The organism is Streptomyces sp. NPDC002276 (assembly GCF_053891435.1).
Genome location: NZ_JBSFCQ010000027.1, coordinates 1 through 24426, shown reverse-complemented (window position 1 = coordinate 24426; position 24426 = coordinate 1). Strand labels below are relative to the sequence as shown.

Below are 24426 nucleotides of genomic sequence, written 5' to 3'. Positions count from 1 at the left end.
TTCTTCCTGTTTCCTCGGACTTCCTGTTTCCTCAGAGCTGGGTCGGCTGGCGCTGGGTCAGGCCGTAGGTCTTCGCGATCGTGTTCCAGAGCGCGGCGGCCTTGGTCTTCTGGTTGCTGGCGACGCCGCTCGCCGCGTTGCCGGCCGCGGTCTGGCCGGTCGTGCGGGCCTGACCCTTCTTGCAGCCGTGCTTGCCGGCGGCCTGGTCGGCCCAGGACGCGTAGTGGTCGTCGGCCGACGCGGACGCCTTCCACGCGTTGGTGAGCGCGGTCGTCAGGGCCGCGTTGTCCGGCAGCTTGTCCACCGTCAACTGCGAGAGTTTCGTGACCAGTTCGGTGCGCTGCTTGGCCGCGTCCCGCAGGTCGGACGCGGAGTCGCCGAGGTTGTCGCAGGCCTTCACATTGCCCACGGCACGGATCACCGAGGCACGGCTGCTGCCGCTGTCGGCGAGCAACTTGTCCAGGGCGACGGCCTGTTGCTTGGCCGCGTCGCCGCCCGCCGACGAGGAACTCCCCGTCGGGGCCGACGTCGCGGCGACCGTCTTGTTGTCGTCGCTCTTGCTCCCGCCACCGCTGAGCAGCGCCCCGGCACCGACCCCGAGGATCGCGATGACGATCCCGACCCCGGCGATCAACGGCACCCGCGAACGGCGCCCGCCCCGGCCACCGTCGTCGTCCTGCCCGGGCGGGGCGTACGGCGGTTCGGCGTAGGGAGGTTGAGCGTAGGGAGGTTGGGCGTACGACGGCTGCGCGTAGCCCTGTTGGCCGTGGCCCTGTTGGCCGTAACTCTGCTGCCCGTAGCCCGGCTTCTCGGCCTGGGGCGGCGGCTGTTGGAAGCGCGGCAGGTGCTGCGTGGACCCGGCAGGTGCCTCGCCGCGGCCGGCGTCGCTGCGGAACAGGTTGTCGAACTCGGCGGGCGGCTGCCGGTCCTCCGCCCCGCCCCCGTACCCGGGGGCCGCACCCTGCGCGGGCACCGGCGGGAGGAACTGCGTGGGCTGCGCGTCGGGATGGGCGGCCGACGGCATCGGCCCGGCACCGCCCGACATCTCGGGCGGCAGCGCCCCCGGCAGCACGGGCGGGAGGAACTGCGTCGCCCCCTCGTCCATCGGCGCGGCCGGGACCGGCGGCAGGAACTGGGTGGCACCCTCGTCGCCCGGAATGTTGACCACCGGCGGGATGTACTGCGTCGCGCCCTCGTCGGCGGGCGGCAGCGGGGCGCTCGGGAACGCGGACGAGGAAGAGGAAGGGGAAGGGGGCGTGGAGGCGGCGGGGGGCAGGGGTGCGGCGCCGCCCGAACCGGAGGCTCCGTATCCGTAGCCGTAGTCCTGTGCGCCGGATCCATAGCCCTGTGCGCCCGCCGCGTACCCGGCGGGCTGCTCCGGGGCGTATCCCGGTCCCGTCGAGTACTCCTGGGCGTACGACTGCTGCTGGACGCCGTAGGCCGCGTGCTGGGCGCTCTCCTGGGGGAGCGCCCCGGGCTGGTTGGGGATGCCGTCCTGGGCGCCCCACGGGGAGGGCTGCTCCGGGGCGGCGCCCCACTGCTGCGGCGGTTGTTGTTGCTGGGGCTGTTGTTGGGCGTCCCCCCAGCCCTGGCCCGGCGGCGGGGCCGGGGTCCGCTGCTGGTGGTGCTGGGGGTCGTGCTGCTGGTCCGGGCCCCACGACCCGCCCCAGGCCTGGCCGCCCGGGGGTGTGCTCGGCGGCTGCCCGACCGACTGCTGGTTACCGCGTCCGCCCGTCATACCCGGAAGGAGGGGTTCACCTCCGTCGGAGGGCAGCACGATGCCTTCGCGCGCGGGCCGCGCCGAGGGCTCCTCGCCCTGTCCACTCTGCGTCACCGGGACTCCTACGAATGGGGGACCTACGGGATCGTCGGTTCACGCTACCGGGTACCCCGAGCCCGGTGCCACGCAGCACTGGACTGGACCTCTCCACTTGTGACCCCGGTAACAGCTCCGGCCCCTCATCCGCCCCAAATCCCGCTCCACGCCCCCCTTTCACCACCCGATCGCCACCGGATCACCACCGGAGGCTTCCTTCACTCCCTGTTCACGCCGCGGCCTGCAACTCCATCCGCGCCCCGAACTCCCTTACCACCGGCTCGTCCCGGTACGGCTCAAGGCGCTGCTGGAAGTCGTCCAGGTACTCGGCGCCCCGGTTGGACCGCAGCGAACCGAGCAACTCCACCGCTTTCAGGCCCGTGTTGCAGGCCTGCTCGATCTCGCGCTGCTGCACCTGCGCGCTCGCCAGCAGGACGTAGCCGATGGCCCTGCGGCGGGCCCGCGACTCCGGGTGGCCGTCCAGGGACTCCTGCGCGCACCTGGCCGCCGCCTCGGCCTGCCCCAGATCGCGGTGGCAGTGCGCCAACTCGTCGGCGAGATACGCCTCGTCGAAGTGCCCGATCCACGCCGGGTCGTCCCCGGACGACGGATCCGCCGCGCCCAGCGCGCTCACCGCGCGGCCCGACGCCAGCTGCGCCGACCGCGCGTCCCCCATCAGCGCGTGCCCGCGCGCCTCCGCCGCGTGGAACATCGACTCGGCCCGCGGGGTCACGCGACCGCGCGCCCCCTCCTGCGCCGCCCGCGCCAACTGCGCGATCTCACGCGGGTTTCCGAGCTGCGCGGCGAGATGGCTCATGGACGCGGCGAGGACGTACCCGCCGTATCCCCGGTCCCCGGCCGCCTGCGCGAGACGCAGCGCCTGGATGTAGTACCGCTGCGCCAGGCCGGGTTGACCGGTGTCGACGGCCATGTAGCCGGCGAGTTCCGTCAACCGGGCGACGGCGGCGAACAGTTCACGCCCCACGGCCTCCCGGTACGACCCCGCGAGCAGCCCCGAGACGACGCTGTTGAGGTAGTGCACGACGACCGGGCGGACATGCCCGCTGCCGTACTGGTGGTCCAACTCGCTGAGCGCCTGCGTCATCGCGCGCACCGCCGCCACGTCGGACTGGCCCACCCGCGGTCCCGCCGCGCGCGCGACCTGCGAGTCCGGCGAGGAGATCAGCCAGTCGCGGCTCGGCTCGACCAGCGCGGACGCGGCGACCGACGAACCGGACAGGAAGTCCCGGCGCCCCACGTCACTGCGCCACAGCTCACACACCTGCTCGATGGCCCCGAGCACGGTCGGCGAGAACTGAAGACCCACGCCCGACGCGAGGTTCTTGCCGTTGGCCATGCCGATCTCGTCGATCGTGACCGTGCGGCCCAGCTTGCGGCCCAGCGCCTCGGCGATGATCGCCGGAGCCCGCCCGCGCGGCTGCTGTCCCCGCAGCCAACGGGCCACGGACGTCTTGTCGTAGCGCAGGTCGAGACCGTGCTCGGCGCCGCACATGTTGACCCGGCGGGCCAGCCCGGCGTTCGAGCACCCCGCCTCCTGGATGAGCGCCTGCAGCCGTTCGTTCGGCTGCCGCGCGACAAGTGGCCTTGCGGCCATGGCGTACCCCCTGGGAACAACCCCTGAAGCGAAAAGATCCGGCCGAGAAGATCAATGCCCAGCGAACATGGCGAAAATGCGAGGCATGCGAGGAATGCCGGGGTAAAGGCTCGCGCCCGCCCCTCACGTGGCTACCCCGATACCGCCCTCGGTCCTCCCGCGCGCCCCCGCACATGCATCCATGCGCCCCAGTTGCGGAATCGATGCTCCTCCCCCGCGCGCGCTACAGCCGTAACCCGAGGTGGGTGCGGGAGTTGTGTTGGGCGTGGAAGAGACGATCGCGGGCACCGAAGCCGCTCAGATTCCGAAGCAGCGCGGGGAATCGCTGCTGGAGACAGCCGTACGCTACGCCGAGGAGCGCCACTGGGACGTCTTCCCCGGCACCTGGCTGGAAGCCGTCGACGGGGTGCAGCGCTGCTCGTGCGAGGACCCCGCGTGCGCCGCACCCGGCGCACATCCGGCGCGTGAGGACTGGGCGACCCAGGCGACGGGCAGCGCGACGGTCGCGCGACGGATGTGGCAGAAGCAACCAGGGGCATCGATTCTGCTGCCGACCGGGCGGACGTTCGACGCGATTTCCGTCCCGGAGACGGCGGGGTTCCTCGCGCTGGCGCGGATGGAGCGCATGGAGTTGACGCTGGGTCCCGTCACGTTGACGCCGGCGCGGCGGATGGAGTTCTTCGTTCTGCCGGGTGCTTCGGTGAAGGTGCCGGATCTGGTGCGACGGATCGGCTGGTCCCCCGCCACGCTTGATCTCGTGGTGCTGGGTGAGGGTGGGTATGTGGCCGCGCCTCCCACGCGGTTCGGGTCTCGGGGGGCTGTGCAGTGGGCCTGCCGGCCGACCGCCGCGAATCGGTGGTTGCCGGATGCGGAGGAGTTGATCTCGCCGCTCGCGTACGCGTGTGGGCGGGATCGGTAGCGTTGGCGGGTGCGGGTCCGGTGGGGGCTGGTCGCGCAGTTCCCCGCGCCCCTTCAGGGCGCCTTCCCCACCGTAGGCTTCGTCCATGACGTCAGCCGCAGTGCGCGTACACGGGCTCTGGAAGCGGTTCGGGCAGCAAGTTGCCGTTGCCGGGATCGATCTGGAGTTGCCCGCCGGCAAGTTCATCGGGCTGGTCGGGCCGAACGGGGCCGGGAAGACCACCACCCTCTCCATGGTGACCGGGTTGCTGCGGCCCGATCAGGGGACGGTCGAGGTCGTCGGGCACGACGTCTGGCGTGACCCCGTGGCCGTGAAGGCGCGGATCGGCGTGCTGCCGGAGGGACTTCGGCTCTTCGAACGACTCTCCGGGCGTGAACTCCTCGGCTACAGCGGGCGGTTGCGGGGGCTGCCCGGGGCCGAGGTCGACAAGCGGGCCACACAACTGCTGGACGTGCTCGACCTGGCCGGGGCGCAGCACAAGCTCGTCGTCGACTACTCCACCGGTATGCGCAAGAAGATCGGGCTCGCCGCCGCTCTCCTCCACAATCCCGAAGTCCTGTTCCTGGACGAGCCGTTCGAGGGCGTCGACCCGGTCTCCGCGCAGACCATCCGGGGCGTCCTGGAGCGCTACACCGCCTCCGGCGCCACCGTCGTCTTCTCCTCCCACGTCATGGAACTCGTCGAGTCGCTCTGCGACTGGGTGGCCGTCATGGCCGCCGGCCGCATCCGCGCCCAGGGCACCCTGGCCGAGGTGCGCGGCGAAGCCCCCACGCTCCAGCAGGCGTTCCTCGAACTCGTCGGCGCGGGCGCCCGCGACCGCGGCTCCGACCTCGACTGGCTGGGCGGCGGCACCCGATGACCGACACCACCACGCCCCCGGCCGCCTCGATCACTCCCGTCGTCGTACGCCTGAAGCTGTCGTTGTTGCGCAATGGTCTACGGCAGTCCGGTGGGCGGCGGGCCGCGTATGTCGCGTCGGCGGTCGTGGCGCTGCTGTTCGCGGCGCTCCAGCTGCTCGGGCTGATCGCGCTGCGCGGGAACGCGCACGCGGACTCCGTGGTCGTCATCCTGGTGGCGGTGCTGGGTCTTGGCTGGGCGGTGATGCCGCTGTTCTTCCCGTCCGGCGACGAGACCCTCGACCCGACCCGCCTGGTGATGCTGCCGCTGCGGCCCCAGCCGCTCGTACGGGCGCTGCTGGCGGCCTCGTTGGTCGGTATCGGGCCGTTGTTCACGCTGGTGCTGCTGCTCGGTTCGGTGATCGCGGTCGCGCACGGAGCCGCCGCGTACGTCACGGCCGTCCTCGCCCTCGCGCTCTCGCTGCTGGTGTGCGTGGCGCTCGCGCGGGCCGTCGCCGCCGCCAACATCCGGCTGCTGACCAGCCGGAAGGGGCGGGACCTGGCGGTGCTGAGCGGGCTGGTGATCGCGGTCGGGGCGCAGTTGGTCAACTTCGGTGCGCAGCGCCTGGGTTCGTCCGGGCTGTCCCAACTCGACCCGGCGGCCGAGGTGTTGCGCTGGGTGCCGCCCGCGTCGGCGGTCGGCGCGGTGGACTCGGTGAGCAAGGGTTCGTACGGCCTGGCGACCGCCCAACTTGCCCTGTCCTTGGGCGCGTTGGCGGCCCTGCTTTTCTTCTGGTCGCGCAGCCTCACCAAGTTGATGACCTCGCCCGACGGCTCCACCCTCCAGTCGGCCGAACCGGCCGCGAAGGACAGGGCGTCCACCGGCGGTCTGGCCCGGCTCCTCCCGGCCGGCCGCACCGGCACGGTCATGGAGCGCAGCCTGCGCTATGTCTGGCGCGACCCCAAGACCAAGGCCGCATGGGTGACTTCACTGGCGATCGGGCTGATCGTGCCCGTGTTCAACGCGCTTCAGGGCACCGGCTCGGTCTACTTCGCGTGCTTCGCCGCCGGGATGCTCGGCATCCAGATGTACAACCAGTTCGGGCAGGACACCTCCGCGTTCTGGATGGTCGCGACGACGATCTCCACGACCAGGGACGCCTACGTCGAACTCCGCGCCCGCGCACTCGCGTTGCTGCTGATCACCCTGCCGTACGCGGCCCTCGTGACCGTCCTGACGACTGCGCTGCTCGGCGACTGGTCCCGGCTCCCGGAGGTGCTCGGCCTCTCCTTCGCCCTCCTCGGCGCGATGCTCGCCACCGGCGCCTGGACCTCGGCCCGCTTCCCCTACTCCATTCCCCAGGGCGGCCACAAGAACGTCGCCCCCGGTCAGGCGGGCCTCGCCTGGATCTCCATCTTCGGCGGCATGATCTCGGCGGCCCTGCTCTGCTCCCCCGTCATCGTCCTCACGATCTGGTCCAACGTGAGCGCGGGCGGGGATCAGTGGAGCTGGGTGCTGCTGCCGGTGGGGGCGGGGTACGGGGCGGCGATCACGTATGCGGGGCTGCGGTTGGCGGCACCGGGGACGGCGAGGCGGCTGCCGGAGATCCTGGCGGCTGTCAGTAAAGGGTGAGCTGAGTTAGGGGCGCGGGGAACTGCGCGAGCAACCACAACGCACCCGCACCCGCCAAACAACCGCTCCCCCCACCCCCACAGGCGATCTCACACCAGCACCCCATCAAGAAACGGCTCAATAGCCGCCCGCCAGGCCTCAGGCTGGTCGTAGAAAACAAGATGCCCCGCGTCACCCACCTCCGCGTACTCCCCCCGAGGCAACACCCGAACCATCTCCTGCGCCTCCGCCCGCCCCAACTCCCCGTCCAGCCCCCGCACGACCAGCGCGGGACACTGCACCTGGGCCAGTTCCTCCCAGTGCGCGTCGTACACCCACGTCTCCCGCGACTTCAGCATCTGCTCCGGCTCGAACACCGGCCGCCACCCGTCGGGAGACTCGTGCATGACCTCGGCGTAGAACTCGCCCCGGGAGGGGTTGGGCCGCTCCACCCAGGGATCGTCCTCGCCGAACCACTTGCGGACGTCCGCGAGCGTGGCGAAGGGCACGGGCCAGGACTTGAACCAGTCGGACCACTCCCGCTGGGAGGCCGCGCCCAGCGCGGACGCCCGCATGTCGCAGATGATCAGCCCCCGTACGAGGTCGGGCCGCTTCGCGGCGAGCTGCCACGCGGTGAGCGCGCCCATCGCGTGGCCGATGAGGACGACCGGGGCGAGCCCCAGCTGTTCCAGCGCGGCCTCCGCGTCCTCGACGTAGGCCTCACGGGTGAACGCCGCCTGCGGCGGCTTGTCGCTCTGGCCGTGGCCGCGCTGGTCGAGTGCGACCGCGCGGTGCCGTTCGGAGAGCCAGCGGGCGGTGGACGCCCAGTGCGAGGCGCGGCCCATCAGGCCGTGCAATAAGAGAACTCCGGGTGCCCGCTCGATCTCCCCCAGCTTGGGAGGGTCCGCGAACTCCCATGCGGCCAGGCGTACGCCGCCTGCTCCGGTCACGTCGATGCGCCGCGCCATTGGTCCTGGCACCCCCCTAGCCACGCTCTGCCGCTTGTGCCGTTCGTTCTTGCTGCTGTCTCTTCTCTTGCTCGTCTCTTCCTACAGGTCACGCCCCGCGCGTTTCATCACTCACAGGTTATCGAATACAGATTCGAAAATGCGGTCCCCGGCCGCAACACCCCTCGTTCGAGTGACCCCGCTCAAGGAATGATCGCCGCTGCCGAGGGGAGATCTTCAGCGGGAGGCGGACCGCTCGGGGAAAACGGTCCGAAGGGGATGACCTTGAGAGCTCGGGGCTCCGGGTCAGCACAGGGGAGGACAGGCCCCGGCGCCGCACGGCGCCGGGGCCCTCCCCACGTTTGCGGCACATCCTCCCGCCCCCTCACGGTCATATGCCTCACGCGACAGCCTGGCACGCGAAGCGGCCCCGCGCTGCGATTCAGCGCACTGAATCTTGGAATCTCCGCGACCGGCGGAACGCCACAACTGCCTCTCCGGCCCCACGAGTTGACGGCCCCGCCAGGCTCAGGACGTGGTCAGCGCATGGTCGGCGCTTGGTCAGCGCGTGGTCAGCGCTTGGCGACGAACACATGCGAGGCGATGTCCGAGTCCAGCTCGGCCGCCTCGCCACCGCTGCCCACCAGCACCCCGCCCGCCGACTCCGTCACGCTCACCACCGAGCCGGGCTGCACGCCCGCGCGGCGCAGCGTGTACATCAGCTGGGCGTCCGTCTGGATGGGCTCGCCGATCCGGCGCACCACGACCGTTTTGCCGTCCAGGCCCGGGTCCAGCTCGGCCAGCGACACCATGCCCTCGTCGAGGAACGGGTCCGCCCCGTCCTTCTCGCCCAGCTCCTCAAGACCGGGGATCGGATTGCCGTACGGCGACTCCGTGGGGTGACGCAGCAGCTCAAGGACCCGCCGCTCCACGGCCTCGCTCATCACGTGCTCCCAGCGGCAGGCCTCGGCGTGCACCTGCTCCCACTCCAGGCCGATCACGTCGACGAGCAGACACTCGGCGAGCCGGTGCTTGCGCATCACACGCGTGGCCAGGCGACGGCCCTCGTCGGTCAGCTCCAGATGGCGGTCGCTGGCGACGGCCACCAGGCCGTCGCGCTCCATGCGTGCCACCGTCTGGCTCACCGTAGGGCCGCTCTGGTCGAGCCGCTCGGCGATGCGGGCGCGCATGGGGACCACACCTTCCTCCTCAAGCTCAAGGATGGTGCGGAGATACATCTCCGTGGTGTCGATCAGTCCGGACATACGTGCCCCTCGATTACCTCTGCCCGAAGCTCGGCGGCTCCGCGGCTCGTGCGCTGGCGCTGGACTCAATTCTGACGCATCGCACTGACAACCGTGCCGCGCCGTGGAAACCAGCCGGTTACGGCCGCCCGCGGCGGCCCTGGAGACGTGCTGTCGCCGTATTGACATCCCCTTGGTCCAGACCGCACGGTGATCCGCGACACAAACTCACCGAGGGGGCTCCCGCATGAGCGACCGTACGCCGGCCGGCCAGTTCTTCGACGCCGCGATCACCCTGCTCCAGCGGGTCAGCGACGAAGAGGCCGACTCCGTCGGGGCGGCCGGCACGCTCCTCGCGGACACCGTGGCCGACGGCGGGCGCCTCTTCGCCTTCGGCGCCGGACACTCCTCGCTCGCCGCGCAGGACCTCGTCTACCGCGCGGGCGGACTCGCCCTGATGAACCTCCTCGTGGTCCCCGGAGTCCTCGGCGTCGACGTCATGCCCGCCACGCTGGGCTCCGCCCTGGAGCGGGTCGACGGCCTCGCGGGCGTGGTCCTGGAGACGTCACCGCTGCGCTCCGGCGACGCCCTGGTGATCATCTCCCTGTCCGGGCGCAACGCCCTGCCCGTGGAGATGGCCATGAAGGCCCGCGCCCTCGGCGTCCGCGTCATCGGCGTCACCTCGGTGGCGTACGCCTCGGAGACGACGTCACGGCACACCTCGGGGACGTATCTCAAGGACCACTGCGACGTCGTACTCGACTCGAAGATCGCGATCGGCGACGCGGAGCTCACCCACGACGCCATCCCGGCCCCCTTCGCCCCCGCCTCCACGGTCGTCACCACGGCACTCCTCCAGGCCGTCATGGCGACGGCGGCGGCGACCCTGGCCGACCGCGGCATCGAGCCGCCACTGCTGCGCTCCGGGAACGTCGACGGCGGCCACGAGTGGAACGGCCGGGTCTTCGAGGAGTACCGGGACCGGATCTTCTACCAGTACTGAGACCAGCACTTCAGTACTGAGGTGGGTCAGTACTGAAGCGTCCCTACGGCTTCTCGCCCGCCTCCGCCGCCAGATCCAGGGCCGCCGCGATCCGTACGGCCACGTCCTCGGCGTAGATCGAGTCGGACCGTTCGAACGGGCTGCGGCCCGCGCCGCGCAGGAACGTCACCACGCCCAGCGTCCGACCCCGGCTGCGCAGTACCGCGCACAGCGCGTGCACGGCGTCCTGGGGCCACTGGCGGGCCCGGGCCCACTCCCGGGCCTGTTCGGGCGGGACGGCGCCGATGCTGGCCCGCACGGAACCGACGCGCTCGACACATTGCAGGGCGGGATGCCCCTCTCCGTAGCGCACGGGCAGTCCGGCCGCGCCGGTGAGCAGACTGGGCCCCGGCGCCCCCGTAGGCGTGGCGGCGACCCGCACGAGCCGTACGGCAGCGACCTGGTCCCCATCGGAATCGTTCAACGATCCACCCACGACCCGATCGACAAGGGCGTGGTCGGCGAAGCCCGCGAGGGCGAAGTCGAGGTGGACGGTGGCCGCGTCGCGCGGGTCCTCGCACTCGGCGGCGGCGCGCGCGGCCCGGTGCAGTTGCTGGGCGCGGAAGCGCAACAGGGAGGCCTCCTGCTCGATCTGCTTGGCCTCGGTGACGTCCTGGAAGAGCCAGCCGACGCCGAGCGGCACCGGTTCCTCGGTGAGCGGTGAGGCCAGCCGCAGGAACCCGCTCCGCCAGCAGCGCCGCAGATGCCCCTCGGGTGTCCGTACGCTCACCCAGATCTCGGCCGGTGCGGGCGGCGCGCCCTCGGCCAGCACATGCGTGAGCGCGGCCTCCAACTCCTCGACGCCCTGGGCCAGCAGCTCACCGAGGGGCCGCCCGAGGACGGAGGTGCGCCCGGTACCGAGCGCCCGCGCGGCATGTGCGTTGACGACGGCGGGCCGCAGGTCGGCGTCGACGAGCACGACCCCCCAGGAGGCGTCCTCGAAGAGGGCCTCGCTCAGGGCGATCGACCGCTCAAGGTCGATCTGGGCGTGCACTTCGCTGAAGGCGCAGTAGACGCCGGCGGGCTTCCCGTCGGGCCCGCGCACGGCGGCGGACTGGGTCCGCACGAGCACCCGCCCACCGTCCTTCGTCAGCAGGGCGAATTCATTCACCTGCCGTCCGGGCGCCCGCATGGCGGACATCAGCCGCGCCTCGACCTCCTCGGCGTCCGCGGTCCGTACGGCCCACCCGGCGAGCCCGTGCCGTCCGACGGCCTCGGCCGCGGTCCAGCCGAGGATGCGCTCGGCCTCGCGGTTCCAGTGGGTCAGCACTCCGTCGGCGTCGAAGGCACACAGTGCCGCGTCCATGCCGTCCAGCAGGGCGGCCAGCAGATCGGACCCACCGGGCCCCTCGGGACCACCACCGTCCCGCTCGGGCTCGTCGGGACCCAACTCGTCGGTGGTCCCACTACGCCGGGAAGCACTCACCTGGACCCCCTGCAGGCTGCGTCCGCGGACACGGAGCGTCGGTTCACTCACTCACCATCATTCAACTCGAACGTGACGCAGCACACACCGCGTTCCCAAAGATTGAGGCAATCGTTGTACGGCGCCGCTTCCGGCACCGGCGCGGACCGCATCCGCGAAAAGCGGTTGATCGGTGGCCGAGGGCTTCTTAAGGTGGCGAGTACTTCGGAAAGGAGGTGGTTCGGCAGATGTATGAATACCGGACGGAAGAGGTGACTGCGGGCTAGTGGCCCGCCGTCGTACTCGGTTCGGCGCCGGACCCGCGTGTGCGAGTCGCACGCAACCGGCCTAACCCAACGCAGTCACCCGACCCGCGAGCTCGCCGGTACGTCCGGCCGGCTCCCCCGCCGCGAGGCGGAGGGACCTGAGCTCGCGGGTCGCCTGCGTTCGCGGGCCCCTACGGGTCCTGGGCTGCCCCTACGGGTCAGGGGCCGGTCCTACGGGTCAGGGGCTGAGGCGCTCCACCCGCCAGCCGCCGTCCTGCTCGGCGGTGTACCGGAGGCGGTCGTGGAGGCGGTTCTCACGGCCCTGCCAGAACTCGACCGTCCGCGGGGCGATGCGGAAACCGCCCCAGTGCGGCGGGACCGGGACCTGTTCGCCCTCCGGGTAGCGGGCGGCCAACTCGGCGTACGACGACTCCAGTTCGGTCCGGGAGGCGATCACCGAGGACTGGGCGCTGGCCCACGCGCCGAGCTGGGAGCCGTGCGGGCGGGTGCGGAAGTACGCGGCGGTCTCGTCCCGCCCGGTGCGGCGGGCGGTGCCGGTGACCAGGACCTGGCGGGCCATCGGGTGCCAGGGGAAGAGCAGGGAGACGTACGGGTTCGCGGCGAGTTCGCGGGCCTTGCGGGACTCGTAGTTCGTGTAGAAGACGAAGCCCTGGTCGTCGTAGTCCTTGAGGAGGACCGTGCGGGAGCTGGGGCGGCCGTCGGCGTCGGCGGTGGAGACGACCATGGCGTTCGGCTCGTAGACGAGATCCTGGAGCACCGTCTCCTCGAACCAGCGGCCGAACTGTGTCATCGGGCCCGCTGCCAGGTCCGTCTCGTCGAAGCCCTCCGCCCGGTACTGCTTGCGCATCGCGGCGGGGTCGAGCCGGGGATCACGGGCGGCGGAATCGCGGACGGTGGCATCGCGGGCGGCGGAATCGCGGGCGGCGGAATCGCGGGCGGCGGCTTCACCGTCGGTGGGATCGCGGTCGGTCACGGCGGTCATCTTGCCGTACGGCGGGTGCGGCCACGAGTTCGGGTGGCACTCAGTGCCGCACACCTCCCCAGAGATGGCACCCGGAGTTATGGTGCTGGTGTCTCTATCTTCGGCCCGCGAGTCCCCGGTGACCGTGGAGCCACAGCATGAGGAGCCGCCTGATGTCCGACCCCGGCTTTGTACCTGGACTCGAAGGAGTCGTCGCGTTCGAGACGGAGATCGCCGAACCGGACAAGGAAGGCGGCGCCCTGCGGTACAGGGGCGTCGACATCGAGGACCTGGTCGGTCACGTCTCGTTCGGCAACGTCTGGGGGCTGCTCGTCGACGGCGCCTTCAACCCCGGACTGCCGCCCGCCGAACCGTTCCCGATCCCGGTGCACTCCGGTGACATCCGCGTCGACGTACAGTCCGCGCTGGCCATGCTCGCACCCGTGTGGGGCCTCAAGCCGCTCCTCGACATCGACGAGCAGCAGGCCCGCGACGACCTCGCCCGCGCGGCCGTCATGGCCCTGTCCTACGTCGCCCAGTCCGCGCGCGGGCAGGGCAACGCGATGGTGCCGCAGCGCGAGATCGACAAGGCGCAGTCCGTTGTCGAGCGGTTCATGATCCGGTGGCGGGGCGAGCCCGATCCGAAGCATGTCGCCGCCGTGGACGCGTACTGGACGTCCGCCGCGGAGCACGGCATGAACGCGTCGACGTTCACCGCTCGGGTCATCGCGTCCACCGGGGCGGATGTCGCCGCCGCGCTGTCGGGAGCCGTGGGCGCGATGTCCGGGCCGCTGCACGGTGGTGCGCCCTCGCGCGTCCTCGGGATGATCGAGGAGATCGAGCGGACCGGGGACGCGGATGCGTACGTCCGGCAGGCGCTCGACAAGGGTGAACGCCTGATGGGGTTCGGGCACCGGGTGTACCGGGCCGAGGACCCTCGGGCGCGTGTACTGCGGCGTACGGCACGGGAGTTGGGGGCGCCGCGGTTTGAGATCGCGGAGGCTCTGGAGAAGGCCGCGCTCGCGGAGTTGCACGCTCGGCGTCCTGACCGGGTGCTGGCGACCAACGTCGAGTTCTGGGCGGCGATCGTGCTGGACTTCGCCGAGGTGCCGGCGCACATGTTCACGTCGATGTTCACGTGTGCGCGGACCGCGGGGTGGTCGGCGCACATTCTTGAGCAGAAGCGGACGGGACGGTTGGTGCGGCCGTCTGCTCGGTATGTGGGGCCTGCCGTGCGGGGGCCTGAGGCGATTGAGGGGTTTGGGGATATCGCCCGCTGAACAGGGGCCTTAGGTGCGTGGGCGGGTGCGGGTGCGTTGTGACTGGGCGCGCAGTTCCCCGCGCCCCTAAAGGCCTCGGCCCAAGGCGTGCTCCAGAAGTGCCGCCCATTGAGCAACCACTCGCCCCCGGCGTCCCCTGTCATCGGTGAGCAGGTTCGCCAGGCCCAGGCCTCTTGCCATGTCCAGGAGGCCTTGGACTGTCTCTCGTACGCCCGGTCTCGACTCGTCCGCGCCCAGCAGGTCTACGGCGATGCGGTGGGTCTCTCGGCCCACCTTCGCCTCCAACTCCGTTACCCGGGGGCGTAGTTGGTCCTCGTTCGACGCGGCTACCCAGAGGTGGAGGGCCGCTCGGAACAGGGGGCCCGTGTAGAGGTCGACCAGGGCCTCGACCACTGCGCGGCGGTCGTCCGCGCCCTCCGGGAACAGGGCCCGGAGGGCCGTGGAGCGTTCCTCGGCCACGTACTCCACGGCCGCTGTGAAGAGGTCCTCGCGGGTGGGGAAGTGGTGTTGGGCGGCGCCTCGGGAGACGCCGGCGCGTTCGGCCACGACGGCGACCGTGGAGCCTGCCCAGCCGTGTTCGGCGAGGCAGGACACGGCGGCTTCCAGGAGGCGCTGCCGGGTGGCCCGGCTGCGGTCCTGCTTGGGTCTGCGGTCGACCGTGCCCGTCGCGGGCGCCGCGCTCACACCAGCCATGCGGGATCCCGTCGTTCGAGGAAGGCCGTCATCCCCTCGCGGGCCTGCGCGGAGGCGAACAGCCGCGCCGAGAGCGCGGTCAGGTCGGCCGCGTCCCGGTCGAAGGTTTCCAGCACCCTAGCCGTGAGCAGCCGTTTCGTCTCGGCCAGGGCCTCGGGGGCGGAGCGGCGCAGGCCGTCGAGGATGGGGGCCAGGGAGTCGTCGACGTCCTCGGCCGCCGTTGTCAGCAGGCCGATGCGGGCCGCTTCCGGCGCGTCGAAGCGTTCGCCGGTGAGGTAGTAGCGGGCCAGGGCGCGGGGGTCCGTGCGGGGCAGGAGCGGGAGGGAGATCACCGCCGGGGCGACCCCGATCCGTACCTCCGTGAACGCGAAGGTGGCCTCCCCGGATGCCGCCGCGATGTCGCAGGCCGCGAGGAGACCGAGGCCGCCCGCCCGTACATGGCCCGTCACGCGGGCGACGACCGGTTTGGGCGTCTCCACCATCTGGCGGAGTACGGCCACGAGGGCCTCCGGGGGCGGTGGGTTCCGTAGGTCCGCGCCCGCGCAGAACGTGTTCCCTGTGTGCGTGAGGACGATCGCTCGTACGTCCGCGTCCTTGGCGCACTCGGTCAGCGCCTCCGCCAACTCGGCCACCAGGGGCGCCGAGAGCGCGTTGCGGGTGGCCGGGGAGTCCAGGCTCAGGGTCTCGATGCCGCGTTCGCGGGTCCGGCCGATCAGGGTCATGAGCGGCCTCGGAGTTCGCGGCGCAGGATCTTGCCGGAGGCGGCGCGCGGGACGGCGTCGATGAAGGTGACGCGGCGGACGCGCTTGTAGGGGGCGACGCGTTCGGCGACGTACATCATGACCTCTCCTTCAGTCGTTTCGGGGAGGTCTACGGCCGTCTTCTGGCGGACCACGTACGCGTGCGGGACCTCGTTGTTGTCCTCGTTGTACTCGCCCACCACGGCCGCGTCGGCGATGCCGGGGTGGGTGAGCAGGAGGGCCTCCAGTTCGGCGGGGGCCACCTGGAAGCCCTTGTACTTGATGAGTTCCTTGACCCGGTCGACGACGAACGTCCAGCCACCGGCGTCCACATGGCCCACGTCCCCGGTGTGCAGCCAGCCGTCCGCGTCGATCATCGCGGCGGTCTCGTCGGGGCGGCCCAGGTAGCCCTTCATCACCTGGGGGCCGCGGATGAGGAGTTCGCCGGTCTCCCCGATGCCGAGGTCCTTGGCGGGGTCGTCGAGGGAGACGATCCGCATCTCGGTGCCGGCGATGAGTTTGCCGACCGTGCCGGGGGGTGCCGTGGGCATGTCGCGTACGGGGACCACGTGGGTGCCCGGGGACAGTTCCGTCATGCCGTAGGCCTGTCCTACGGGCGGCAGGCCCAGGCGCTGCGAGCAGGCGGCGGCGAGGTTCGCGTCGAGGGGGGCGGCGGAGCTGATGATGTACTTCAGCGACGAGAGGTCGTACTGCGCGACCGCGGGATGCTTGGCCAGGGCCAGGACGATCGGCGGGGCGACGTAGAGGCCGGTGATGCGGTGGTTCTGGATGGCCGCGAGGAAGGTTTCGAGGTCGAAGCGGGGCAGCACCACTACTGCGGCGCCTTTTCGCAGGGGTGCGTTCATCAGGGCCGTGAGGCCGTAGATGTGGAAGAACGGCAGGACGGCGAGGATGCGGTCACCGGGTCCGGTGGGGACCGTGGACTCCAACTGGGCCAGGTTCGTACCTATTTGACGATGCGTCAGCATGACTCCCTTGGGGACACCGGTCGTCCCCGAGGAGTACGGGAGGGCCGCGACGTCCTCCACGGGGTCGATGTCGACCACCGGCTCGGGGGCCGTCGTGGCGAGCATGTCGGCCAGCGAACGGTGTCCGGGCGCGCTGTCGCAGACGAATATCTCCTCGACGCCGCCCGCGAGTTCGGCCGCCCGGCGGGCCGACTCCAGGAGCGGTGACACGGTGACGATCCAGCGGGCCGCCGAGTCCCGCAGCTGCCTGGCGAACTCCTCCGGCGTGGCGAGCGGGTGCACCGTCGTGACGGAGGCACCCGCGCGCGTGGCCGCGTAGAAGGCCAGCGGGAAGGCGACCGTGTTCGGGCTGTGCAGCGCGAGAACGTCCCCCTTGCGCACGCCCGCCTCCGCGAGCCCGGCCGCGACACTGCGGTGGAACCGGTCCACCTGAGCGTACGTGAGGGTCGTCCCGTCCGTGCCGTCGATCAGCGCGGGCTCGTCCGCGAACTCCGCGGCCCCGGCCAACACCGCGTCGTGGATGGGGAGTTCTACGGCCGGGACGTCTGCGTACTCGCTGCGGAACATGGTTCCTCCTGGCGCGAACTGGCGCGAACTGACACGAACTGGCATGGGCCGCTGAATGGCTAGTACGACTTGGGCAGGCCCAGGGTCTGGTGGGAGACGTAGTTGAGAATCATCTCCCGGCTCACCGGAGCAATACGAGCCACGCGCGCGGCAGTTATCAACGAAGCCAGCCCGAACTCACGCGTGAGGCCGTTCCCGCCGAGGGTGTGCACGGACTGGTCCACGGCCCGCACGCACGCCTCCCCCGCCGCGTACTTGGCCATGTTCGCCGCCTCGCCCGCGCCGACGTCGTCCCCCGCGTCGTACAGATACGCCGCCTTCTGCATCATCAGGCGCGCCAGTTCGAGGTCGATGTGCGCCTGGGCGAGCGGGTGCGCGATCGCCTGGTGGGCGCCGATGGGGGCGTCCCACACGGTGCGGTCGCGCGCGTACTCGATCGCCCGGGCGAGGGCGTAGCGGCCCATGCCGATCGCGAACGCGGCCGTCATGATGCGTTCGGGGTTGAGGCCGGCGAAGAGTTGCAGCAGGCCCGCGTCCTCGTCTCCGACGAGCGCGTCGGCGGGCAGCCGTACGTCGTCCAGGGTCAGCTCGAACTGCTTCTCCGCCGCCGTGAGTTCCATGTCTATCTGGCGTCGGGTGAAGCCTTCCGCGTCCCGCGGGACGATGAACAGGCAGGGCTTGAGCCGGCCTGTTCGGGAGTCTTCGGTACGGCCGACTATGAGGGTCGCGTCGGCCAGGTCCACGCCGGAGATGAAGACCTTGCGGCCGGTGAGCAGCCAGTCCGCGCCGTCCCTGCGGGCGGTGGTGGTGATGCGGTGGCTGTTGGAACCGGCGTCGGGCTCGGTGATGCCGAAGGCCATGGTGCGGGTGCCTTCGGCGAGTGCGGGGAGCCAGGTCTGTTTCTGTTGCTCGGTGCCGAAGCGGGCGATCACCGTGCCGCAGATCGCTGGTGACACGACCATCATCAGCAGGGGGCAGCCTGCTGCTCCCAACTCCTCCAGGACTATGGAGAGTTCGGAGATACCGCCGCCTCCGCCTCCGTATTCCTCGGGGAGGTTGACGCCGAGATAGCCGAGTTTGGCTGCCTCGGACCAGAGTTGTTCGCGGTCGTAGTCGCGGCCGTGTCGTTTGCCCAGGGCGGATACAGCTTCACGTAGGGCTTTGTGTTCTTCGGTTTCGGTGGTGGGCATGTGGCTCCCTCGTCGTGGCTGGTCGCGCAGTTCCCCGCGCCCCTTAGGTGGGCTGGACTACCGCCAATAGGGCGGCTAGCTGTACCTGTTGGCCAGGTACTGCGTTCAGGGCCGTCAGTTGGCCTGTTACCGGAGCCGTGATCTTGTGTTCCATCTTCATTGCCTCCAGCCAGAGGAGGGGGTCTCCGGCCTTCACCTCGGCTCCTACGGCCAGGCCGTCCGCGACTCTCACCACCGTCCCCGGCATGGGCGCCAGCAGGGAGCCCGGGGCCAGTTGGGCTGTCGGGTCGGGGAAGCGAGGGAGGGCGGTCAGGGTGGCGGTGTTCACGTAGACCTGATCGCCGCCGTAGTGGGCGACCTCGAACTTCCTTCGTACGCCGTCCACTTCGAGTACGACGAGAGTGGCGTCCGCGTGGACGACGCGGACCCCTTCCACGGTCAGGCCCTCCCTGGTGTGCCTGTACTGAACCTCGTATTCGCTGTCACCCATGGCGTAGCGCTTGGTCTGCGGCTGGGACGGGAGGTTGCGCCAGCCTCCGCCGAAGCGGGAGCGGCCGTGGGTGTCGGCGAGGGCGACGGCGAGGGGGGCGTGCGGATCGGGGGCGGCCTCCGTGAGTTCCGGGAGGTGGCGGTCGTAGAAGCCCGTGTCCATCGTGGCGGTCGTGAACTCCTTGTGGCGCAGGGAGCGTACGAGGAGGTCGCGGTTGGTGAGGGGGCCGTGGATCGTCGCCCGGGAGAGGGCTCCGGCCAGTTTGCGGACCGCCTCCGCTCGGGTGGGGGCGTGGGCCACGACCTTGGCGAGCATCGGGTCGTAGTGGACTCCGATGGCGTCGCCGTCGGTGTAGCCGGTGTCGAGGCGGACGCCTTCCGGGACTGCTATGCGGTGCAGGGTGCCGGTCTGGGGGGTCCAGTCGGTCGCCGGGTCCTCCGCATAGAGGCGGGCCTCGACGGCGTGGCCGTGGGGGTGGGGAGGGGTGGTTTCGAGGGGTTCGCCTTCTGCGACGCGTAGTTGCAGGGCCACCAGGTCGATGCCGAACACGGCCTCCGTGACGGGGTGTTCGACCTGGAGGCGGGTGTTCATTTCGAGGAAGTGGGGCCTGCCGTCGGGGGAGATGAGGAACTCGACCGTCCCCGCACCCTCGTAGGCGACCGCGCGGGCGGCGCGTACGGCCAACTCGGCGAGTTCCTGGGCGAGTTCTTCGGTGAGGCCCGGGGCCGGGGACTCCTCGATCACCTTCTGGTGGCGGCGTTGGAGGGAGCAGTCGCGGGTGCCGAGGGCCCAGACCGTGCCGTGGGTGTCGGCGAGGATCTGTACCTCGACGTGCCGGCCGCCTTCGACGTAGGGCTCGACGAAGACCTCGCCGTCGCCGAAGGCGCTGGTGGCCTCGGCGCGGGCGGCCGTCAACTCGGCGTCCAGGTCGGCGAGTTGGCGTACGACGCGCATGCCGCGTCCGCCGCCGCCCGCCGCCGCCTTCACCAGGACGGGGAGGTCGGCTTCGGTGACCGTGCCGAGGGGTGCGATGCCCATCAGTTCCTTGGCGCGGGTCTTTGACGCCATCGCCTCGATCGCCTCGGGCGGGGGTCCGATCCAGACCAGGCCGGCGTCCAGGACGGCGCGGGCGAAGTCGGCGTTCTCGGAGAGGAAGCCGTAGCCGGGGTGGACCGCGTCCGCGCCCGCCGCGACGGCCGCCTTCACGATCAACTCGCCGCGCAGATAGGTCTCTTGGGGCGTCGCTCCGGGCAGCCGTACCGCCGCGTCGGCCTCGCGCGTGTGGAGTGCGTGCTCGTCGGCGTCGGAGTGCACGGCGACGGTTCGGATGCCCAGTTCGCGGCAGGTGCGGAAGACCCGGCAGGCGATCTCGCCCCGGTTGGCGACCAGTACTGTCGAAATCACGTGATCCCTCATGTTGGTCATGGGCCTCACATCCGGAAGACGCCGAAGCCACCGCGCGCGCCCTCGAAGGGCGCCGTGTGGAGGGCGGACAGGCACAGGCCGAGGACGGTGCGGGTGTCGCGCGGGTCGATGACACCGTCGTCGTACAACCGCCCCGACAGGAACATCGGCAGGGACTCGGACTCGATCTGCTGCTCCACCATGGCGCGCAGCGCCGCGTCCGCCTCCTCGTCGTAGGGCTGCCCCTTCGCTACGGCCGACTGGCGGGCGACGATCGACAGGACGCCGGCGAGCTGCTGGGGGCCCATGACGGCGGACTTGGCGCTGGGCCAGGCGAAGAGGAAGCGGGGGCCGTAGGCGCGGCCGCACATGCCGTAGTGCCCGGCGCCGTACGAGGCGCCCATGAGGACGGACAGGTGGGGTACGCGGCTGTTGCTGACGGCGTTGATCATCATCGCGCCGTGTTTGATGATGCCGCCCTGCTCGTACTCCTTGCCGACCATGTAGCCGGTGGTGTTGTGCAGGAAGAGCAGCGGGATGTCGCGCTGGTTGGCCAACTGGATGAACTGCGCGGCCTTTTGGGACTCCTGGCTGAAGAGGACGCCTTGGGCGTTGGCCAGGATGCCGATCGGGTAGCCGTGCAGGGTGGCCCAACCGGTCACCAGACTGGTGCCGTAGAGCGGCTTGAACTCGTCGAAGTCGGAGGCGTCGACGAGCCGGGCGACGACCTCGCGGGGATCGAAGGGGGTTTTGAGGTCCCCCGGGACGATCCCGAGCAGCTCGTCCTCGTCGTACTTGGGGGGTGCGGCCGGGCCCGGATCGCCGTACGCCTTGCGGTGGTTGAGGCGGGCGACGACGCGGCGGGCCTGCCGCAGCGCGTCCTGCTCGTCTACGGCGAAGTGGTCGGCGAGGCCGGACACGCGCGCGTGCATCTCGGCACCGCCGAGCGACTCGTCGTCGCTCTCCTCGCCGGTCGCCATCTTCACGAGCGGCGGCCCGCCGAGGAACACCTTGGCGCGCTCCTTGACCATGATCACGTGGTCGGACATGCCGGGGATGTAGGCGCCGCCGGCGGTCGAGTTCCCGAAGACGACCGCGATGGTGGGGATACCGGCGGCCGAAAGCCGGGTCAGGTCGCGGAAGATGGCGCCGCCCGGGATGAAGATCTCCTTCTGGGACGGGAGATCGGCGCCGCCGGACTCGACGAGGCTGATGCAGGGAAGCCGGTTGGCGAGCGCGATGTCGTTGGCGCGCAGGGCCTTCTTCAGGGACCAGGGATTGCTGGCTCCGCCGCGCACGGTGGGGTCGTTGGCGGTGATCAGACACTCCACGCCTTCCACCACCCCGATACCGGTGACGAGCGCGGCACCGACCGCGTAGTCGCTGCCCCAGGCGGCGAGTGGCGACAGTTCGAGGAAGGGAGTGTCGGGGTCGAGGAGCAGCTCGATGCGCTCGCGGGCGAGCAACTTGCCGCGCCTACGGTGCCGTTCGACGTACTTCGGCCCGCCACCGGCGAGAGCCTTCGCGTGCTCGGCATCCAGTTCGGTGAGCTTGGCGAGCATGGTCTCGCGGTTGGCCCGGTAGTCGGGACCGTTGATGTCCAGGGCGGACGGAAGGACGGTCACAGCAGGGCCTCCGGAATGTCCAGTCGACGGGAACGCAGCCACTCACCCAGGGCCTTGGCCTGAGGATCGAAACGGTGCTGGGCGGCGACACCCTCGCCGAGAATGCCCTCGACGACGAAGTTGAGCGCGCGAAGGTTCGGCAGTACATGTCGGACGACCGCGAACTCCTCGGTCTCCGGCAGGAGTTGACGGAACCGTTCGACGGTCAGCGCATGGGCGAGCCAGCGCCACGCCTCATCCGTACGCGCCCACACCCCCACGTTGGCGTTCCCTCCCTTGTCACCGCTACGGGCCCCGGCGACCAGACCAAGGGCCGCCCGCGCCGTGGGCCCGTCCGGCGGAGGCCCGGGGAGGGCAGGCTGTGGAAGGTCTTCCAGTACGAGGGTGTCGTGGGCCGGGGCCACAGCAATCCGGCGCCCGTCATGGAGGACGGCCATATGGTCGACGGCGCCATGGGGGACATACACATCATCGAAGACGCCATAGGGCGCTCCCTTTCCAGGTGGGGTCAGCACATGGAAGCCCGGGTAACTGGCCAACGCGAGCTCGACGGCAGCCGCACTCAGCGCCCGCCCGACAACCTCCTGATCGGCATCCCGGACGACAAGCCGAAGCAGCGCACTGGCGGTCTCCTCGGTCGGCGCGTCGGCGTGATCTGTACGGGCGAGATCCCAACGAAGTTCACTCGGACGGGACTTGGCGTTGCCGAACGCGAGGTCCATCTGCTCCCGCACGAGAGCGGCCTTGCGCTCGATGTCGAGCCCGGTGAGCACGAAGGCGACCTCGTTGCGGAAACCCCCCAGCCGGTTGAGCCCGACCTTGAGCGTCGGCGGCGGGGCCTCCCCCCGCACCCCTTCGATCCGCACCCGGTCAGCCCCGTCCTGGCCAAGCCGAACGGTGTCGAGGCGGGCGGTGACATCGGGACCGGCATACCGCGCGCCCTGCGTCTCGTAGAGAAGCTGAGCGGTGACGGTACCGACGTCGACGACTCCCCCCGTGCCGGGATGCTTGGTGATGACGGAGGAACCGTCCTCATGGATCTCGGCGAGCGGAAAGCCGGGGCGGCGGAGCCTCTCCGCCGTGTGCTCGGCGAAGAAGGCGTAGTTGCCGCCGGTGGCCTGGGTCCCGCACTCCAGCACATGCCCGGCGACGACTGCACCCGCGAGGCGGTCGTAGTCGCCGGGCCCCCACCCGAAGTGGGCGACGGCGGGCCCGGTGACCAGGGCCGCGTCGGTGACCCGCCCGGTGACGACGACATCGGCCCCCGCGCCCAGACAGGCGGCGATACCGAACCCGCCCAGATAGGCATGGGCGGCGAGCGACCCCGGATACCGCGCGACGAGATCGTCCCCCTCGACATGCGCGACCCGCACGGATATCCCCAGCCGATCGGCCAACTTCCGTACGGCATCGGCGAGTCCGGCCGGATTGAGCCCACCGGCGTTGGTGACGATCCGCACCCCGCGCTCATGGGCGAGCCCGAGGCACTCCTCCAACTGCTTCAGGAAGGTACGGGCGTACCCGGCACTCGGGTCCTTGAGCCGGTCCCGCCCCAGGATGAGCATGGTCAGCTCGGCGAGATAGTCCCCGGTGAGAACGTCGAGCTGCCCACCGGTGAGCATCTCACGCAGGGCGTCGAACCGGTCGCCGTAGAAACCGGAGGCGTTGCCTATTCGGAGAGGCGCGACGGGGTGGGACACGGACTGCGAACTCACTGGTCGCCCCCCTTCTTCTTCTCCTTTTCCTTTGCCTTTGCCTTTGCCTTTGCCTTCGGCTGTCGCCCGGTGCCGGGTGGCCCCGCGAAGGCCTGCGCGATGTCGAGCCATCGACCCGCATCAGGTCCTACGGCCTCCACCGCGAGGTCGGCGCGGTGGGCTCGCTGGGTGACGAGAAGACAGAAGTCCAGGGCGGGCCCGGTGACGCGCTGCGGGGCGTCGTCGGGACCGTAGGTCCACAACTCACCGGAGGGAGCGACGAGTTCGACCCGGAACTCCTCACTCGGCGGCGTCAGTCCATGCACACCGAAGGCGAAGTCCCGCGCCCGTACGCCGATGCGCACCACATGCCGGAGCCGGTCCGTAGGTGTTCTGACCACACCTGCCGCGTCCGCCACATCCTGACCGTGGGCCCAGGTCTCCATGAGCCGGCCGGTGGCCATGGAGGCGGCGGACATGGGTGGTCCGTACCAGGGGAAACGGGTCTTTGTGGGTGCGGCGTACAGGGCAGCGAGCAGGGCCGTCCGGCCGGCCCGCCAGTCGGCGAGAAGCTGAGCGGGAGGCTTTGCGGCACCCTCCTCCGCTCCCTGATCCACGAACGACTCGGGAGCGGCGAGCGCCTTCTCGACCAGCGCGCCGAACGCGTCCTCGTCCGTCACGGCGAGCAGAGCCGAGTGGTCGGTCCAGGCCAGGTGGGCGATCTGGTGGGCGACGGTCCAGCGGGCGGCGGGAGTCGCAACCGCCCAGCCCTCCGGGCTCAACTCGGCGACCAGCCGGTCGAGTTCCTCGCTCTCCTCACGCAGGTCGTCGAACACGTGCGTCGGATCGGACATGAGGGGAGCATGGCAGGGCCGTCAGAAACAATCAAGCGTGCTTGCATTATTTGGGTGGGGTGGTGCTTGCGTGTGTTGTGAAGGTGCTGTTGGGCCACTCGCTTCTTGTCAGTGTCGGGCTGGAACGGACCAAGTAAAGGGCGCTCCCTACGGTCGCGTCGCCTACGGCGATGACCCTCCGGGTCACCCTTGACTAGGTCCGCCCCAGCCCGGTTT

General features: G+C 70.6%; 19 protein-coding genes. 5 read left to right on the top strand and 14 right to left on the bottom strand.

All coding sequences use genetic code 11. From position 1 onward, the window contains the following. Window positions 1-31: 31 nt before the first annotated feature. Together ACWIHT_RS42265 and ACWIHT_RS42260 are read right to left on the bottom strand one after the other, a co-directional pair. Window positions 32-1834 carry a hypothetical protein gene (locus ACWIHT_RS42265; RefSeq protein WP_456173939.1) on the bottom strand — a complete coding sequence of 601 codons (1803 nt, stop codon included), beginning with the start codon at window positions 1832-1834 and terminating at the stop codon, window positions 32-34. A 211-nt stretch (window positions 1835-2045) separates the two neighbouring features. Continuing rightward, window positions 2046-3431: a transcriptional regulator gene (locus ACWIHT_RS42260; protein WP_456173938.1), complete on the bottom strand. Its 1386-nt coding sequence runs from the start codon at window positions 3429-3431 to the stop codon at window positions 2046-2048. Between the two features lie 256 nt (window positions 3432-3687). On the opposite strand from ACWIHT_RS42260, the gene ACWIHT_RS42255 reads away from it, so the two are divergent. The 3 genes from ACWIHT_RS42255 to ACWIHT_RS42245 all read left to right on the top strand — a co-directional run bounded on the left by ACWIHT_RS42255 (window position 3688) and on the right by ACWIHT_RS42245 (window position 6819). After that, a complete protein-coding gene (locus tag ACWIHT_RS42255) occupies window positions 3688-4350 on the top strand; it encodes a bifunctional DNA primase/polymerase (protein ID WP_456173937.1) in 663 nt (220 codons plus the stop codon). An 85-nt stretch (window positions 4351-4435) separates the two neighbouring features. Next, window positions 4436-5209, top strand: a complete 774-nt coding sequence (locus ACWIHT_RS42250; RefSeq protein WP_456173936.1) for an ABC transporter ATP-binding protein — start codon at window positions 4436-4438, stop codon at window positions 5207-5209. Continuing rightward, complete coding sequence (locus ACWIHT_RS42245) at window positions 5206-6819, top strand: transporter (RefSeq protein WP_456173935.1); 1614 nt, start codon at window positions 5206-5208, stop codon at window positions 6817-6819. Before ACWIHT_RS42250 ends, ACWIHT_RS42245 begins: the two co-directional genes overlap by 4 nt. Before the next feature lie 89 nt (window positions 6820-6908). Here the strand turns inward: ACWIHT_RS42245 and ACWIHT_RS42240 are convergent, their stop codons facing one another. Together ACWIHT_RS42240 and ACWIHT_RS42235 are read right to left on the bottom strand one after the other, a co-directional pair. Further along, window positions 6909-7766, bottom strand: coding sequence for an alpha/beta fold hydrolase (locus tag ACWIHT_RS42240; protein ID WP_093628397.1), 858 nt, complete (start codon window positions 7764-7766; stop codon window positions 6909-6911). 551 nt (window positions 7767-8317) lie between these two features. Next, window positions 8318-9010 carry a metal-dependent transcriptional regulator gene (locus ACWIHT_RS42235; RefSeq protein ID WP_019075666.1) on the bottom strand — a complete coding sequence of 231 codons (693 nt, stop codon included), beginning with the start codon at window positions 9008-9010 and terminating at the stop codon, window positions 8318-8320. A gap of 226 nt (window positions 9011-9236) precedes the next feature. On the opposite strand from ACWIHT_RS42235, the gene ACWIHT_RS42230 reads away from it, so the two are divergent. Further along, complete coding sequence (locus ACWIHT_RS42230; RefSeq protein ID WP_200715393.1) at window positions 9237-9992, top strand: SIS domain-containing protein; 756 nt, start codon at window positions 9237-9239, stop codon at window positions 9990-9992. 43 nt (window positions 9993-10035) lie between these two features. Here ACWIHT_RS42230 and ACWIHT_RS42225 read toward each other — a convergent pair whose 3' ends face one another. Beyond that, the gene (locus ACWIHT_RS42225) at window positions 10036-11457 is read right to left on the bottom strand and encodes a PAS domain-containing protein (protein WP_456173934.1); all 1422 of its coding nucleotides are present in this window, start codon (window positions 11455-11457) and stop codon (window positions 10036-10038) included. Between the two features lie 483 nt (window positions 11458-11940). After that, on the bottom strand, window positions 11941-12570 hold the full coding sequence (gene pdxH, locus ACWIHT_RS42220) for a pyridoxamine 5'-phosphate oxidase (protein ID WP_456173995.1): 630 nt from the start codon (window positions 12568-12570) through the stop codon (window positions 11941-11943). A gap of 287 nt (window positions 12571-12857) precedes the next feature. Here pdxH and ACWIHT_RS42215 point away from each other — a divergent pair, with 287 nt between their 5' ends. Next, the gene (locus ACWIHT_RS42215) at window positions 12858-13964 is read left to right on the top strand and encodes a citrate synthase 2 (protein WP_456173933.1); all 1107 of its coding nucleotides are present in this window, start codon (window positions 12858-12860) and stop codon (window positions 13962-13964) included. 66 nt (window positions 13965-14030) lie between these two features. On the opposite strand, the gene ACWIHT_RS42210 is transcribed toward ACWIHT_RS42215, so the two are convergent. Genes ACWIHT_RS42210 through ACWIHT_RS42175 form a run of 8 tightly spaced genes read right to left on the bottom strand, consistent with a single transcriptional unit; the run spans window position 14031 to window position 24210 of the window. Next, a complete protein-coding gene (locus tag ACWIHT_RS42210; protein WP_456173932.1) occupies window positions 14031-14657 on the bottom strand; it encodes a TetR/AcrR family transcriptional regulator in 627 nt (208 codons plus the stop codon). After that, window positions 14645-15379 carry an enoyl-CoA hydratase family protein gene (locus ACWIHT_RS42205; RefSeq protein WP_456173931.1) on the bottom strand — a complete coding sequence of 245 codons (735 nt, stop codon included), beginning with the start codon at window positions 15377-15379 and terminating at the stop codon, window positions 14645-14647. Before ACWIHT_RS42205 ends, ACWIHT_RS42210 begins: the two co-directional genes overlap by 13 nt. After that, on the bottom strand, window positions 15376-16953 hold the full coding sequence (locus ACWIHT_RS42200) for a 4-coumarate--CoA ligase family protein (RefSeq protein WP_456173930.1): 1578 nt from the start codon (window positions 16951-16953) through the stop codon (window positions 15376-15378). Before ACWIHT_RS42200 ends, ACWIHT_RS42205 begins: the two co-directional genes overlap by 4 nt. 59 nt (window positions 16954-17012) lie before the next feature. Further along, a complete protein-coding gene (locus ACWIHT_RS42195) occupies window positions 17013-18143 on the bottom strand; it encodes an acyl-CoA dehydrogenase family protein (RefSeq protein ID WP_456173929.1) in 1131 nt (376 codons plus the stop codon). A 43-nt stretch (window positions 18144-18186) separates the two neighbouring features. Then, window positions 18187-20037: an acetyl/propionyl/methylcrotonyl-CoA carboxylase subunit alpha gene (locus ACWIHT_RS42190; RefSeq protein ID WP_456173927.1), complete on the bottom strand. Its 1851-nt coding sequence runs from the start codon at window positions 20035-20037 to the stop codon at window positions 18187-18189. 26 nt (window positions 20038-20063) lie between these two features. Next, window positions 20064-21662: an acyl-CoA carboxylase subunit beta gene (locus tag ACWIHT_RS42185; RefSeq protein WP_456173925.1), complete on the bottom strand. Its 1599-nt coding sequence runs from the start codon at window positions 21660-21662 to the stop codon at window positions 20064-20066. After that, a complete protein-coding gene (locus tag ACWIHT_RS42180; protein WP_456173994.1) occupies window positions 21659-23362 on the bottom strand; it encodes an acyclic terpene utilization AtuA family protein in 1704 nt (567 codons plus the stop codon). Before ACWIHT_RS42180 ends, ACWIHT_RS42185 begins: the two co-directional genes overlap by 4 nt. 11 nt (window positions 23363-23373) lie before the next feature. After that, a complete protein-coding gene (locus ACWIHT_RS42175; protein WP_456173923.1) occupies window positions 23374-24210 on the bottom strand; it encodes a TIGR03084 family metal-binding protein in 837 nt (278 codons plus the stop codon). Window positions 24211-24426: the final 216 nt, after the last annotated feature.

Coding starts and splice junctions, on each gene's coding strand:
- ACWIHT_RS42260 (WP_456173938.1), bottom strand. CDS start 3,431: ATGGCCGCAAGGCCACTTGTCGCGCGGCAGCCGAACGAACGGCTGCAG.
- ACWIHT_RS42250 (WP_456173936.1), top strand. CDS start 4,436: ATGACGTCAGCCGCAGTGCGCGTACACGGGCTCTGGAAGCGGTTCGGG.
- ACWIHT_RS42245 (WP_456173935.1), top strand. CDS start 5,206: ATGACCGACACCACCACGCCCCCGGCCGCCTCGATCACTCCCGTCGTC.
- ACWIHT_RS42240 (WP_093628397.1), bottom strand. CDS start 7,766: ATGGCGCGGCGCATCGACGTGACCGGAGCAGGCGGCGTACGCCTGGCC.
- ACWIHT_RS42235 (WP_019075666.1), bottom strand. CDS start 9,010: ATGTCCGGACTGATCGACACCACGGAGATGTATCTCCGCACCATCCTT.
- ACWIHT_RS42230 (WP_200715393.1), top strand. CDS start 9,237: ATGAGCGACCGTACGCCGGCCGGCCAGTTCTTCGACGCCGCGATCACC.
- pdxH (WP_456173995.1), bottom strand. CDS start 12,570: ATGCGCAAGCAGTACCGGGCGGAGGGCTTCGACGAGACGGACCTGGCA.
- ACWIHT_RS42215 (WP_456173933.1), top strand. CDS start 12,858: ATGTCCGACCCCGGCTTTGTACCTGGACTCGAAGGAGTCGTCGCGTTC.
- ACWIHT_RS42210 (WP_456173932.1), bottom strand. CDS start 14,657: ATGGCTGGTGTGAGCGCGGCGCCCGCGACGGGCACGGTCGACCGCAGA.
- ACWIHT_RS42205 (WP_456173931.1), bottom strand. CDS start 15,379: ATGACCCTGATCGGCCGGACCCGCGAACGCGGCATCGAGACCCTGAGC.
- ACWIHT_RS42200 (WP_456173930.1), bottom strand. CDS start 16,953: ATGTTCCGCAGCGAGTACGCAGACGTCCCGGCCGTAGAACTCCCCATC.
- ACWIHT_RS42195 (WP_456173929.1), bottom strand. CDS start 18,143: ATGCCCACCACCGAAACCGAAGAACACAAAGCCCTACGTGAAGCTGTA.
- ACWIHT_RS42175 (WP_456173923.1), bottom strand. CDS start 24,210: ATGTCCGATCCGACGCACGTGTTCGACGACCTGCGTGAGGAGAGCGAG.